The organism is Candidatus Neomarinimicrobiota bacterium (assembly GCA_041154365.1).
GTDB lineage: Bacteria > Fidelibacterota > Fidelibacteria > Fidelibacterales > Fidelibacteraceae > Fidelibacter > Fidelibacter multiformis.
The window spans coordinates 2,414,982-2,429,799 of sequence record AP035449.1 but is presented as its reverse complement, the minus strand read 5'-3'; the positions used below and the strand labels follow the sequence as shown (position 1 = coordinate 2,429,799).

Sequence of the window (14,818 nt, the reverse complement as noted above, 5' to 3'; positions counted from 1 at the left end):
ATCTGGTGTGTGTATCTTACCCCCGGGGTGGGGGGCGTTATCTAAGCGAAATCATATATCCCATCTCTCTTATAATCCTTGTGCTAAATCAAATGAATCGCCAATTCTATTAAAGAAGTTAGAAGGTGGAAGTTGGAAGTTGGCGTCGCTGCGCTCCTGATAGTTGGTTCAGGGGTTCAGGGGTTCATGGGCTCAAGGGTTCAATAGCCGCTTCGCGGCTTTCAAACGCTGCTGCACAGCGTTCAAGGATCTCACTGCGTTCGATCTTCAATCCCAGATATGCGAGTTTCAATGGGTAAATTCTTTTTTGAACACTGTGAAGCCGTGGTTGAATGCTGAAAGTTGAAGCAATTGAACGGCACGAAGTGCCGCTTGAATTATTAAACGCCGCTACGCGGCTTTCAATCACCACTTCGTGGTGTTCAAGCACCTCACTGCGTTCGGTGTTCAAACGCTGCTGCGCAGCGTTCAAGGATCTCACTGCGTTCGATCTTCAATCCAAGTTTTGCAGATTTCAATAGGTGACCGGAATTCTTTTTTGAACACTGCGAAGCAGTGCTTGAATGCTGAACGTAGTGAAGCAATTGAACGGCACGAAGTGCCGCTTGAATTATTAAACGCCGCTACGCGGCTTTCAATCACCACTTCGTGGTGTTCAAGCACCTCACTACGTTCGGTGTTCAAACGCTGCTATGCAGCGTTCAAGGATCTCACTTCGTTCGATCTTCAATCCCAGATATGCGGGTTTCAATGGGTAAATTCTTTTTTGAACACTGTGAAGCCGTGGTTGAATGCTGAAAGTTGAAGCAATTGAACGGCACGAAGTGCCGCTTGAATTTTTGATCGCCGAAGGCGTTTGAATACTGAGCACGGCGAAGTGTCAATCCCCCAATCCCCTCGTTACTGTTGACTGCCCACTGCCAACTGCCGACTGTCGACTGATGACTGCCGACTGATAACTGACGTTTCTCTTTTATTCTATCCTCGGGAAAGTTTCTTTATATTGCATCATTATCGTCTAAGCAATGTCCGGAGGAGAAGATGATAAAAAGATGTTTGATCAGTATAATGCTGCTGGCCGGATTTTATGCTTCAAATCTTGAAGGGAATGGCGGTCCGGTTCTTTTGAATGATAAACCCGTGAATAATCAGCTGTTCACCCGGGATTACACCGATTCAGCCCGGGTTTTTCTCAACGGGACTGTTGTTGAAACAGGATATGATTCCATTGCCCTTGAGTGTTACAAAAATGATACGTTGTACAATACCCAGGCCTCTTATCTCTCCTATTCGAACAATCAGGCAACATTCTCCTTTGAATGCCTGATTCATGCAGAATTGAGTACTTACGATTTTTCCCTTTACCTGATATCAGTTGCCACTCGTACACCGGTCTGGTCGGCAGAGAATATTGTCTGTGGAGATGCCTTTATCCTGACGGGTCAGTCCAATTCACACTATGCCTTTGCTTCGGATACCTGGCAAAATACGTATTGCCGGACCTTTGGTGTGAAAACCACAAACTCCAATTATGATGTTTACAATCCTGCAGATACTCTGTGGACCTTGTCCCATGCATCTTCCTCTACAGGTCCCAATGTAGGATCTATGGGACTTGCTCTCCAGCGCAAAATCATGGAAGAAGAAGGAATTCCAACCTGCCTGTTTAATGGCGGAACCGGTGGCAGTTCTATCAGTGAACACTTTAAAAATGAAGAAAACCCCGAAGATTTGAATACAATTTATGGCAAATTGCTTTACCGGATCAGGAAAAGCGGTGTAAGTCGTATTCGAGCTATTTTATGGCATCAGGGGGAAAATGATGCAGATTTGAATCCTGCTTTGGCTTATCCTGAGCGTTTCAGCCGCCTAATTCAGGCATGGCAGGAGGATTTCGCTCCGGAACGCTATTATGTGTATCAGCTCCGTCCCGGTGGTCCGGGTACAGCTCAGGGTATCTTTCGTGAAATGCAACGGACACTACCCGATTCTTTCCCGGAATATGACCTTGAAATCATTGCTACCTGTGGGCTTCCCGGGTATGACGGGCTTCATTTTAGTTATGACGGCTATATGGCAATGGCAGGCCGGACCTTTGATCTGATCCAGGCGGATTATTACCATGCATTGGATACCCCCGGCATTCACTCACCGGATATCCAACATGCCGTGTATGACCACACGAAACAGCAGGTGATTCTTGTTTTTGATGAAGGGCAATCGCTCCTGTGGCCTGATCCTGACGGAGTGTATACGATGGAGGATTATTTTTTCCCCGAAGAGGACCGGAATATGATATCCCAGGGGGAAGCCCGGGGGGATTCCCTGATTCTCACATTACGTGGCCCTAATTTCATTTCCCATATCACCTATCTTCCCGATGATAGTTATTTCAACAGCATTGAAAAGTATCAAGGTCCCTGGATCAATAATACCCATGGCAATAGTGCACTGAGTTTTCACGAATTCCCTGTAGAACATGCTGACAAATTTGTTAAAATCACAGCTCCCAACGGCGGTGAAATCTGGAGTCCGGGAGCTGAACAAAACATTGAATGGATTTCAGAATACACAGATTCTGTCTGTCTTGAATATAGCATGAATGACGGGGCGGACTGGCAAATGATCAATTATGGCCTTCCGGCTGAGGAGGGCTTTTATCTCTGGCAGGTGCCGAAAATAAACAGCGAAACATGCCGTATCCGTATCAGAGATTTATCCGATTCCCTCATTGCCGATGAGAGCAATGTGAATTTCAGCATCATTGAACAATCTGTGACACTACTCACACCCAATGGAGGTGAACTGTTTACGGCAGGAGATACAATTACGATAAGCTGGACCAGTGCCTACGTGGAAAATGTGAAGCTGGAGTATTCAGCAGACGGTGGGGCAGACTGGAACACGATCCGCTACCGGGTTGAAGCCTTCTCTGGTACATACGACTGGATTGCTCCGGAGATTTCTTCTGCAGAATGCCTGGTTCGGATTCTGGACCGGGATAGCAATGCCGCCGATACAAGTGATGCCGCCTTTACCATTCAGACCGGTAATGGGATCCATACAGAAGTGTATCCTGAGACATTTACCCTCCGATCTGTATATCCCAATCCCTTTAATCCCCAAACCACCATTCACTTTTCCCTTCCGGAGGATTGTCATGTGGAACTCTGCGTATTTGAGGTCAAGGGTGAACAGGTTATCACACTTGCAAATGACCCCTTTGAAAAGGGGACACATAGCCTCGTTTGGAATGCTTCAAAACTCAGCTCCGGTATCTATGTTATTACACTCCATGCCGGAAACCGATATCTGGCACAAAAGTGTGTTTTGATAAAATAGCGCGTCAATCATGGATATCCATTCCTCCGTTTTCCATGAGACGAAACGTTTAACCAATAAAGAAGGTTAGCCCTGAAGATGAATAACAGACATATACCGCTGAAGAAAATCCGGTCCTGCGGATTTCTTTACTTTTTCCTCATTCTGATGCTTCTGAGTGCCGGATGTGAGAATGGAGGGAATACGGCTCCGGAATCGTCCGGGGAAGGATTAGCCTATCTTGAAAACCTTTGTGATTCAGTTGCTGAACAGACACCCGTTCCGGGAATCATTGCCGGTTACTGGTCCGACAGCTCCCAAACAGTCTGGGAATATGCCACGGGTTTTGCGGATCTGGTGGAAGAAACACCTATGGAGACGGGCATGTACTTCAGAATAGCCAGCATTACCAAAACCATGGTGAATACCGTCCTGTTTCAATTGATTGATGAAGGCTTGTTATTTATGGATGATTCACTGTCCCAATTCAGGCCGGATATACCCCGGAGTCATTCCATCACACTCCTTATGCTATCGGATATGACCAGCGGCATCGCTGATTATTCATCACACCCCCGTTTCATGCAAATGACACTGGCGGATCCCCTCCATGTGTGGCACCCCGATTCCCTCATCACCCTGGGAACCTCATTAACTCCCTTATCCGACCCGGGGGAAACCTGGCATTACAGTAATACCAATACCGTGATCCTGGGACGCATCATAGAGCAAATAACCGGAAGAACACTTTTAGAAGAATTGAATGACCGGATTTTTGAACCCTGCGGATTATCTTATACCTCGTTTCCCGAGTCGGGTAACACTATGCCTGAACCTCATCCCAAAGGGTATTATACCGGTGAAGCAGGGTTTCCTGTCGACTGGTCGGAATCCTATGATATTTCCGTCGCTTGGGCTGCAGGTGCCGTGATTTCCACCCTCCGGGATCTGCGGGAGTATGCCGTCTGTTTGACGGATGGCAGCCTTATCTCTGCTGAGAGCCATACGTTTCGGCTGGAACATGAAGTACCCACTACTATTGAAGGAGGATATTACGGCCCCGGTATTCTTCGCTATGAATCCTGGTATGGTCACCTGGGAGGGCTACCGGGATTCACATCCGTGATGCTTCGAAATCCCCAAACAGCTGAAACAATCATTATTTTTTATAACGCCCAGCTAAGCAACCATCAACCTGCCGATCTGGCGAAAAAGATGATCGATTATCTGTCAAAATCTCCACTTGCCGGTTCCAGTCCTGATTAAGGCTTTCGACTTACACGCTGAAAGTGTATATTTATTAGCTGATTAACTTTGAAAATGATGAAAACAATGAAAAAGAAAATCTTTCTCTCTACGCTAACAATTATATTGTTGGCAGTAGCTATTTTTTACCCCAAAATCTCTGCTTCCGTTGATGATTTATATCTGAAAATTGCGGTTATGAATGACATCATTTCCATCATCAATGAAAGTTATGTGGAAGAGGTGGACTGGGCCAAAACGATGGAAGGGGCATACCGGGGGATGCTGGAAGAACTGGACCCCCACTCTGTCTACATCAATAAGGATAAACTGAAGACTGTTAAAGAGGAATTCCAGGGAAACTTCCAGGGGATTGGCATCGAGTTTGATATTATTGATGGATATATTACGGTCATATCCCCCATTGTGGGAACACCTTCCGAAAGAGTGGGACTGCAATCCGGGGATAAATTCCTCAAGATAAATGGTGAATCGGCGTATAAGATTACTCAGGAAGAAACCTTTAAGAAATTACGGGGTCCCAAAGGTACCACGGTAACCCTGACGGTAAAACGGGTAGGGGAAGAAGAACCTTTTGAAGTGGAAATTATCCGGGATGACATTCCCATTTACTCTGTCCTTGCCCATTTTATTGTTGAAGAAAATGTAGGATATGTCCTGGTGAACCGCTTTTCACAAAAGACAGCCGAAGAATTTTCTGATGCCCTCCATGATTTAAAAGGGCAGGGCATGACATCTCTCATCATTGACTTGCGATATAACGGCGGTGGATATATGAATGAAGCGGTGGAAATGCTGGATCACTTCCTCAATGCCGGTGATATGATCGTCTACACCAAGGGTCGTTTACCCAATGCCAATGAAGACTTTTATGCCACGGGAAAAGGTGAATTTAAAGACCTGCCTGTTGTGGTCATGATCAACCGGGGTTCAGCCAGTGCTTCCGAAATTGTCAGTGGAGCTCTTCAGGACCTGGACCGGGGTATGATTGTAGGGGAGACGAGTTTTGGAAAGGGACTTGTTCAGCGTCAGTGGCCCTTGAAAGACGGGTCAGCTGTCCGGGTGACGGTTGCCCGGTATTATACACCATCCGGCAGATTGATTCAGCGTCCATACGACAATGGACTCCAGGATTACTATGAATCCATTGTATTGGCAGATGAAACCGATTCAACGGTCTTGGATACAACGGATAAACCGGTATATAAAACCAAAGCCGGAAGGACCGTTTTCGGAGGCGGAGGAATCACCCCCGATGTGTTGGTCAAAAGACACCTGAACCTGTCAAAGCCAACCGTGAAGGTCTTCCAGCACAGTGACCGGCTCTTTTTTAAATTTGCACAGGAATTAAGTAAAGAGTATCCCAATGCACCTGCTGATGCTGAAAACTTCATTTTTAATGAGGATCTTCCTGAAGATTATCTGGAAGAATTTCTTTCTTTTGTAGGGGATAAGGTTGAATCTTTAACCCTTGAAGATCTTCAAAAAGATAAAGATTATGTTGAGATGCAACTGAAATCGGAAATGGCCAAAATGTGGTGGGGGAACAACGCATTTTACAAAGCGCGCCTCCTTGCCGACAATCAGTTTGAAGCTGCTCTGGAGCATATTCCCGACGCCAAAGCACTGCCGGGATTAAAGCCCTGAGCCATGTTAAAAAGAATTGACATTAAACATTGCTTTGAGTAAAATGACTGGCAATGATGTTTGAAACAACTTTTCAATTAAGATCGGAGGTTCATATCCATGGTTGAATTATTTGTAAAGGGCGGTCCGTTTATGCCCTGGATCCTTGGTGTGTTCATTTTTGGACTCATCATTGTATTTGAACGGTTTTATTCTCTTACAGCTGCCGAACTCAGAACCCGCTCATTCCTGAAGAAAATTGAAACGATCCTCAGGGAAGAAGGTCCGGAAGCGGCCAAGGAAGAATGCGAAAAATCCAGCAGCCCGGTTGCAGCGATTTATCACGAAGCCCTCAGCCGCATGGATCAAGGCCTGGAACGGGTAGAAAAAGTGATTGATTCTGCCGGTGCCCTTGAAATGGCTTTTCTGGAAAAGAATCAGATCTGGCTTACAACCGTTGTTACCATTGCTCCCATGCTTGGATTTATCGGGACGGTGTCCGGTATGGTCGGGGCCTTTAACGATGTGGCTGCTGCCAATGATATATCCCCCGCCATTGTGGCCAGTGGTATTTCTGAAGCGCTTCTGACAACGCTGTTCGGGCTTATTGTGGCTGTGATTATCTCCATTTTCCAGAACTGGTTTATGAGCCGGATTGACAAAATGGTCATCGATCTGGAAAAAAGTGCCGTAACCCTGGTGGATGTGTTATCAGAAAAAATGAAAAAATAAGACCGGATTAAATCTATGCTTGTAAAAAAAAGAAAACGTAAAGAAGCGGAAATCCCCTCGGCATCCATGTCCGATATTGCTTTTTTGCTCCTGGTCTTTTTTCTCCTGGTCTCCACCATCGATCCGGATAAGGGGATTGGGTTCGTCCTGCCGGGTAAAGGCGGGGAATTTAAAGTGAATCCCAAAAATATCACGAATGTCCTGGTGAATGCTGCCGGACAAGTCCTTATGAATGATAAAGAAGTCCAGTCCCGGGAAATCAGCCGGGAAGCCCAACGGCTTCTTTCTCAAAATCCACTCATGATTTTCTCTGTCCAAACCGCAGAAAACACAAAATACCAGGATTATATTGAAGTGATAGATCAGTTGAAATTGGCGAATGCTACCCGTATTTCCATCGCCGATTCGGAATAAATAAGGCAATACTATGGCGATAAAGAAAACAACAAAACTCAAGGCTGAAATTCCCACATCATCCATGCCTGATATTATTTTCATGTTGTTAATCTTTTTCATGATGACGACAACCATGCGCCAGTTTGAAGGATTGAAAGTGATTCTTCCACAGGCCCGTAAAATTGAAAAAGTGGAAACCAAACGGCATGTATCTTACATTTTTGTGGGACGTGACGGTGTGATATCCGTCGATGATAAATTGATTCAGCCGACTGATGTAAGTAAGGTTATGTATTCCAAACGTGTGGCCGATCCCCAGCTGATCGTATCCCTCAGGGCGGACCGGAATGTCCAGATGGGGGTTATCTCTCAGATTCATAATGAACTCCGTGAAGCCGATGCGCTTCGGGTGAATTATTCGGCCACCACAGCTAATTACTAATGGAGTACAGTCAATGTCTGTAAAACAATTTGAAAGATTCAAAGAACGGTCTGTGTTTATCGCGGAAGTTTCCAGTATTCTGGTGGTTTTCCTCCTGATATTGGTATTTTATTTTGCACCGAAATTTGAATCTGATTCTACCATCGAAACCACAGGACCTCAGATTCAGATTGAAGTGATGGATATCCCGCCCACACAGCAGGTTCAACAATCTGCGCCTCCCCAGCGGCCGACCGTTCCCGTCATGAGTGAGGACGAAGAGATTGCGGAAGATATTACGATGGAAGAGCTGGATTTTGAGGATTTTGAGCTGATGGATGCACCTCCTCCGCCACCGGAAGAAAACGAAGAAGAATCCGGTCCCAGAGTCCGGTTTATCCCGTATGATGAACCTCCCGAACCTGTCGGCGGTGCCGGTGCCATCCTCCGTAATATCGTCTATCCGGAAATTGCCCGGGAAGCCCAAATCGAAGGAACGGTCATTGTCCAGGCCTTTGTGAATGAAAAAGGTGTGGTGACTGATTGTGTGATTATGAAAGGTATTCCCAATACGGGTCTTGATGAAGCCGCAATAGACGCAATTAAAAAAACACGGTTTAAACCGGCAAAACAGCGAGACCGTAACGTAGGCGTCTGGATTGCAATTCCTGTCGTCTTTAAACTGAAATAATCCGTCCTTTTATGACGGATCTCTGTTTACATAAAGCACACTTGGATTTCTGAGTGTGCTTTTTACATTTTAAGGAGAGAGAAAAATGAAAGAAGACCTGAAAGTACTGAAAGACCTGCTGAAAGAGTATGCTAAAGCCGAATCAGTCCAGGCTCTGGTCCAGTGGGATCAGGAAACCTACATGCCTGAAAAAGCCGGCGAATTTCGAAGTGAGCAATTGGCATGGCTCAGCGCGCTGGCCCATGAAATTCATACGGGTAAACGGTTTAAAAATGCACTCGAAAAATTGGTGGATTTGAATACGGGACATATTCTGAATGATGAAAGTGATGAGGAAACAACAAGATTGCTGCATCTGGTTTGGAAAGATTATCACTATGCATCAGTTCTTCCGGCTTCATTTGTCGAGGAATTTTCCAGACTGACCTCCCAGTCGCAACAGGTTTGGGCTAAAGCCAGGGTGAATAACGATTTCAAAGCCTTTCAGCCTTATCTTGAAAAAATTGTGGACATGTGCCGTAAACAGGCTGATTATTACGGGTATACCACAACCCCTTACGATGCCCTGATGGAACAATATGAACCGGGCATGACAACAGAGACGGTAACCGCTCTTTTCTCTGAATTGAAAGAGGGGTTAATCAAGCTACTGGACAATATTAAAAATTCCGGAGACAAACCGGATGATCATCTTCTGAAAAAATCTTTCGATACGGCCCATCAATGGGCTTTCGGACTTGAGGTGGTTCAGAAACTGGGATATGATATGTCAAGAGGTCGTCAGGACCGCTCGGCCCATCCCTTTACCACAGGATTTCATCCGACGGATGTACGGATTACCACACGTGTCTTTGAAAATGATATGAAATCCGCTTTTTTCTCAACCGTTCATGAAGCCGGTCATGCCATGTATGAACAGGGACTACCGCCTGAGCACTTCGGCACACCTTTCGGTCAGGCTGCCAGCTATGGTATCCATGAAAGCCAATCCCGCCTGTGGGAAAATATGATCGGAAGAAGCCTCTCATTCTGGAAGCATTTCTATCCCCGCCTGAAAGAGCTTTTTCCTGTACTTCAGAACACTTTGGTTGATGATTTTTATCGTATGATCAATACAGTGGAACCATCCCTGATCCGGGTAGAAGCTGATGAGGTGACTTATTCCCTCCATATCATGCTTCGCTTTGAAATCGAAAAGATGCTTATCAATGATGGACTCAACGTTTCAGATTTACCAGAAATCTGGAATGAGAAAATGAAAGAATATCTGGGAGTTGTCCCACCGGATGATAAAATGGGTGTGATGCAGGATGTCCACTGGTCCATGGGTGCTGTGGGGTATTTTCCCTCCTACGCCCTGGGAAATCTTTATGCTGCCCAGTTTCTCAATCAGGCCGTGAAAGACCATCCTGATTTTTGGGATATCATCCGGGCAGGTGAATTTACAATCCTCCTGAACTGGTTGAGAAAAAATGTTCATACACTGGGCCGTCGGAAGGATCCTTTGGATTTGGTGAAATCAGTGACAGGTGAGAAATTATCACCACAGCCCTTCCTGAAATATCTGAATGAAAAATATAAAGTGATTTATAAATTGTTATAAATGTGAAATGAATCAACAATCCTGCCCGGCAGAGTTTTTGAAAAGGAACTCTTGCTTGTTTCATTCCAAGCTCTTTGGTAACTTCAAAAGCTTTGAAAAATGGGCAGGGTTCCGTTTGAAAGCAGCTGTCAATCAAATAGTAAATGTGGATATATTGCCGTATTGTGGACAGTGTCCGTAAAATGGCCGATATCACCAAAAAGATGAGGAAGGAAGTATTGCAGGAATGGCAAGTAATAATATTGTAATTGGCATTGCAGGCTCAGGTGGGGATGGTGTGATCAGTGCCGGAGAAATTCTGGTGAATGCTGCATCCAGTGACGGATTGTTTGTCTTTATGCTGAAAAGCTTTGGGGCGCAGATCCGGGGCGGTGAAAGCTCCGTCCGCGTCCGGATGAGTAGTGAACCGGTGGCGACCCAGGGCGATAAACTGGATATCCTGGTTGTTCTTAGCTGGAAAGACTATCTGAAATTTCAATCTGAAATGCTGCTGGAAGATCATGTGGTGATCCTCAGTGATTCGGAAGATTCATTTTCTGAAGAGAATATTCCGATCCCTGCAGATAAATTAAAGAACTGGTATAAAGTCCCCTTTAATCAACTGGCAACAAATGCAGCCGGGACATCTCTGGCGAAAAACATTGCTATGCTTGGAGTTATCTCGGAACTTTTCAACCTGCCCAAAACGGCTTTGGAAAAATCAGTCAAGAAAAAATTCAGTAGCAAACGGGATGATGTCATCGAAAAGAACCTCAATGCCCTGAAAGCCGGCCGGGATTACGTAAAAAAAGAGATTGAAAAAAAAGATTCAGTCCTTTTTGAATATACACCGGGAGATCCCCGGATTGTTATGGAAGGAAATGAAGCGACGGCTTTTGGTGCCCTTTATGCCGGGGTGGAATTCTATGCCGGTTATCCTATTACCCCTTCTACGGAAATTATGCACTGGTTGTCTGTCTATCTTCCCCGTTACAATGGCGTGGTGATTCAGATGGAGGATGAACTGGCGTCAATCAATGCGGTGGTGGGGGCCAGTTTTGCCGGACGTAAGGCGATGACCGCCACATCCGGACCCGGGGTTTCCCTTATGTCTGAAGGAATCGGACTGGCAGGTATGGCCGAACTCCCCATTGTGGTGATTAATGTCCAAAGAGGCGGACCTTCAACAGGAATACCCACCAAAACTGAGCAGGCAGATCTCATGCAGGCTATATGGGGAAGTCATGGAGATGCCCCAAGAGTGGTCATTGCCCCTTCCGATGTGGAGGACTGTTTTGATTGCACGGTTTTGGCTTTTTACATAGCAGAAAAATATCAGCTTCCCGTCATTGTTCTCTCCGATGCCTTTATCGGCCACCGGAAAGAATCCATTAATCCCAACCGGTTCAGAGACCTGAAATATGGTTTTAAAAAAATCAATCGCCGGATAACTCCCACAGAAAAAGAATTGGAAGATTATCACCGGTTTAAAATTACGAAAAACGGCATTTCTCCTGTTACCTGGCCTGGTATGGAAAAGGGGATGTATCAGGCTGCCGGGATTGAACACAATGAAAAAGGATTCCCCTCATCAGACGTGTCAGTTCATTCCAGGATGACCAAAAAACGTTGGGAAAAATTCCGGGAAATTAAACGGGAATTCTCCTTTGAACGTTTTTATGGTCCGGATGATGCCGAATTGGGTGTCATTGCCTGGGGATCCACAAAAGGAGCTGTCAAAGAAGCTGTCGCCAGGGCAAATGCGAACGGGATCAAAGTACAGGCGATTATCCCCCAAATTCTCTATCCTTTTCTCATTCAACCCTTTCACGATTTCTTGCGTCACAAAAAGCGTGTTATCTTTGTGGAAATGGCATATGCAGGAGCTTTTCGCCGCTACTTGAGAGGATTTGTCCGCTTTGGCGATTTTGGCGTTGAAACGGTTTCCTACCGTCAGACAGGCGGTGCTCCCTTTACTGTCGGACAGATATACGATAAAATCGTTGAAGAATATGAAAAGAAGGATGCCTAAGCATGGATGAAGTAAAATATTCCCTCAAAGATTATAAAAGTGATCTGAAACCCATCTGGTGCCCCGGGTGTGGTGATTATGGTGTGTTGAATGCTTTGATGCAGGCCTTTGTAAAGCTTCAAATACCTCCTCATCAAATGGCACTTATATCAGGAATCGGTTGTTCAAGCCGGTTACCAGGCTATATCAACACATATGGGTTTAACGGGATTCACGGCAGAGCTATTCCCCTGGCAACCGGAGTTAAACTCAGTAACCCGGATATCAAGGTGATTGCCGTGGGAGGCGATGGAGACGGATTTTCCATTGGGGCTGGACACATTCCCCATGCCGCCCGGAAAAATATTGATATGACCTATATCGTCATGAACAACAATATCTATGGCCTTACCAAGGGTCAGGCTTCACCCACCACACCTGTGGGTGAACAGACAAAAACTACCTTTTACGGAAACATGGACGAGCCGATCAATCCGGTCCGGATGATGATTGCCTATAAAGCCTCATTTGTCGCCAGAGTTTTTTCCGGAGATCCCAAAAACGCCATTGAGGTGATTACCCAGGCGATTCAGCACCGGGGCTTTTCCTTTGTGGAGGTCTTGAGTCCCTGTCCTACATTTCGGGGGGTAGAACAGTTTAAACTGATCCGCGAAAAGGTCCGTCATCTCCCGGAAGATTATCAACCGACAGATGAAGTCCGGGCGTTTGATATTGCCAATGATAATGATTTTATCCGCCTGGGTGTGATTTACAGGCAGGATCGCCCCATTTATACTGATATAATGCGCAAAATGCAGCAGGTTTCGGAAAAAATGGGGAAACCGGAAATCCTTAATTTGTTAAAACAATTTGAACCATAAGGGTCATTCCCCATGAAACTCGATTTTCAGGATCATGCATTCCGAGCGGCAGTTCTGGAATTAATTCGCCGTGCATCTACCGATCTTGCACCAGATGTGGTCCGGGCGATTCAGACTGCCCGGGAGAATGAAGATGAAGGGAGTGCAGCCCGGGGAGTGCTTTCTGCAATCCTTAAAAATATCGAAAGAGCCCGGGAAAAAAGTACTCCCATCTGCCAGGACACAGGGACAAATATGTACGAAGTGACCCTGCCCCTGGGTGTTTCCATGCGACGGATTGATACGTTGATCCGGGAAGCGACCCGTGAGGCTACGGAAAAAGTTTATCTGCGACCCAATGCGGTGGATCCGGTGACAGGTAAAAATTCCGGAGATAATACGGGTGTGTTTGCCCCCTATATCCATTTTGAGGAATGGGATGAGCCGGCGATCGGTGTAAAGCTGTTGTTAAAAGGGGGAGGATGTGAAAATGTCTCCACCCAATATACATTGCCGGATGTTACATTGAAAGCCGGCCGGGACCTGGAGGGTGTATATAAAAGCGTTGTCGATGCTGTGGTAAAAGCGCAGGGACGGGGTTGTGCTCCGGGAATTCTGGGTGTTGGCGTGGGAGGAGATCGTTCCAGTGGGATGATGCTTGCAAAAAAGCAGCTTTTCCGACGCCTGGATGATACACATCCTGACCCCGAACTGGCCCAATTGGAATTCCGGCTTTTGAAGGATTTGAATTCATTGGGTATCGGTCCCATGGGATTCGGAGGAAAAACCACGGCCCTGGCTGTCAAAATTGGGGTAGCCCACCGCCTGCCTGCATCTTTTTTTGTCTCAGTAGCCTATATGTGCTGGGCGGACCGGAAACACAGCATGCGCTTTACACCGGATGAGGTAAGTTATGATTGATTTAAAACTTCCTATCGATGAAAAGACAATCCGAAAACTTAAGGTCGGTGATGAAGTCTCGTTAAACGGTCGTCTTGTGACCGGCCGGGATGCGGCACATGTCTGGCTTGTGAAAGAACGGCCTGATCTTGTCCGGGATTTTTTGAAAGATACCATGATATATCACTGCGGTCCCGTTGTGAAAAAGAGAGGAAATGACTGGGAGTTTGTAGCAGCAGGACCCACCACATCCATTCGGGAAGAGCCGTATCAGGGGACTGTTATTCAGGAATACGGACTCCGGGGTGTGATCGGCAAGGGAGGAATGGGACCTGAAACGCTTAAAGCCCTGGAAACAAATGGAGCTGTATATCTTCATGCCATTGGCGGACTGGCAACTTTGATTGCTGAATCGGTTGTAAAGGTCCATACCGTGTTTAAACTGGAAGAATTCGGCGTACCGGAAGCCATGTGGGTGATTGATGTCCGGGACTTTCCGGCTGTAGTCACTATGGATTCCCATGGCGGATCTCTTCACGATAAAATCTTTCATCACTCAGATGAGATTCGGAAGAAATTACTGCATATTGATGTCTAAGCCTTAAATTATCTGCGAATTTAATGTGTTATTTTATGATGCACAGACTTTCATATAAATATACTTTGATTTTTTCCGGGATGGATAACCTGTTTAACAAGATATCGCCACTAAGCATATCATCTTGAAAATCAAGATTTAATGGGAGTGATCCCCTGCTTTGAATTCATTGAATTATTTGATACATCATATATATGAAATACTATATTATCTTGCTTTATGTCACATTTAGCTGTATCTTACCCCCGGGGTGGGGGGCGTCACCTAAGCGAAATCATATATTCCATCTCTCTTATAATCCTTGTGCTAAATCAAATGAATCGCCAATTCTATTAAAGAAGTTAGAAGGTGGAAGTTGGAAGTTAGCGTCGCTTCGCTCCTGGTGTGTGTCGAGGTGTAGGGACAGGCCGTGGC

At 45.8% G+C, this 14,818-nt stretch carries 13 protein-coding genes; 12 read left to right on the top strand and 1 reads right to left on the bottom strand.

Annotated features, from left to right (window positions below; genetic code table 11):
- Window positions 1–184: 184 nt before the first annotated feature.
- Complete coding sequence (locus strainIA91_RS10365) at window positions 185–472, bottom strand: hypothetical protein (protein WP_400166708.1); 288 nt, start codon at window positions 470–472, stop codon at window positions 185–187.
- A 569-nt stretch (window positions 473–1,041) separates the two neighbouring features.
- Between strainIA91_RS10365 and strainIA91_RS10360 the strand changes: the two genes are divergently transcribed.
- From strainIA91_RS10360 to strainIA91_RS10305, 12 genes are all read left to right on the top strand, one after another.
- Window positions 1,042–3,342 (top strand): sialate O-acetylesterase, encoded by a 2,301-nt coding sequence (locus strainIA91_RS10360; RefSeq protein WP_400166707.1) that lies wholly within the window; start codon window positions 1,042–1,044, stop codon window positions 3,340–3,342.
- A 78-nt stretch (window positions 3,343–3,420) separates the two neighbouring features.
- Window positions 3,421–4,587, top strand: a complete 1,167-nt coding sequence (locus strainIA91_RS10355; protein ID WP_400166706.1) for a serine hydrolase domain-containing protein — start codon at window positions 3,421–3,423, stop codon at window positions 4,585–4,587.
- A 66-nt stretch (window positions 4,588–4,653) separates the two neighbouring features.
- Complete coding sequence (locus tag strainIA91_RS10350; RefSeq protein WP_400166705.1) at window positions 4,654–6,234, top strand: S41 family peptidase; 1,581 nt, start codon at window positions 4,654–4,656, stop codon at window positions 6,232–6,234.
- Between the two features lie 99 nt (window positions 6,235–6,333).
- Window positions 6,334–6,945 (top strand): MotA/TolQ/ExbB proton channel family protein, encoded by a 612-nt coding sequence (locus strainIA91_RS10345; protein WP_400166704.1) that lies wholly within the window; start codon window positions 6,334–6,336, stop codon window positions 6,943–6,945.
- Between the two features lie 15 nt (window positions 6,946–6,960).
- Window positions 6,961–7,359 (top strand): ExbD/TolR family protein, encoded by a 399-nt coding sequence (locus strainIA91_RS10340; RefSeq protein WP_400166703.1) that lies wholly within the window; start codon window positions 6,961–6,963, stop codon window positions 7,357–7,359.
- A 13-nt stretch (window positions 7,360–7,372) separates the two neighbouring features.
- On the top strand, window positions 7,373–7,783 hold the full coding sequence (locus strainIA91_RS10335; protein WP_400166702.1) for an ExbD/TolR family protein: 411 nt from the start codon (window positions 7,373–7,375) through the stop codon (window positions 7,781–7,783).
- Window positions 7,784–7,796: 13 nt separating this feature from the next.
- Entirely contained in the window at window positions 7,797–8,453 is a 657-nt protein-coding gene (locus strainIA91_RS10330; RefSeq protein ID WP_400166701.1) for an energy transducer TonB, read from the top strand.
- A gap of 85 nt (window positions 8,454–8,538) precedes the next feature.
- Window positions 8,539–10,056: a carboxypeptidase M32 gene (locus tag strainIA91_RS10325; protein WP_400166700.1), complete on the top strand. Its 1,518-nt coding sequence runs from the start codon at window positions 8,539–8,541 to the stop codon at window positions 10,054–10,056.
- Between the two features lie 226 nt (window positions 10,057–10,282).
- On the top strand, window positions 10,283–12,067 hold the full coding sequence (locus strainIA91_RS10320) for a 2-oxoacid:acceptor oxidoreductase subunit alpha (RefSeq protein ID WP_400166699.1): 1,785 nt from the start codon (window positions 10,283–10,285) through the stop codon (window positions 12,065–12,067).
- A gap of 2 nt (window positions 12,068–12,069) precedes the next feature.
- Window positions 12,070–12,927, top strand: coding sequence for a 2-oxoacid:ferredoxin oxidoreductase subunit beta (locus strainIA91_RS10315; protein WP_400166698.1), 858 nt, complete (start codon window positions 12,070–12,072; stop codon window positions 12,925–12,927).
- A gap of 12 nt (window positions 12,928–12,939) precedes the next feature.
- Window positions 12,940–13,827 (top strand): fumarate hydratase, encoded by an 888-nt coding sequence (locus tag strainIA91_RS10310; RefSeq protein ID WP_400166697.1) that lies wholly within the window; start codon window positions 12,940–12,942, stop codon window positions 13,825–13,827.
- Complete coding sequence (locus tag strainIA91_RS10305) at window positions 13,820–14,404, top strand: FumA C-terminus/TtdB family hydratase beta subunit (RefSeq protein WP_400166696.1); 585 nt, start codon at window positions 13,820–13,822, stop codon at window positions 14,402–14,404. Before strainIA91_RS10310 ends, strainIA91_RS10305 begins: the two co-directional genes overlap by 8 nt.
- Window positions 14,405–14,818 lie beyond the last annotated feature (414 nt).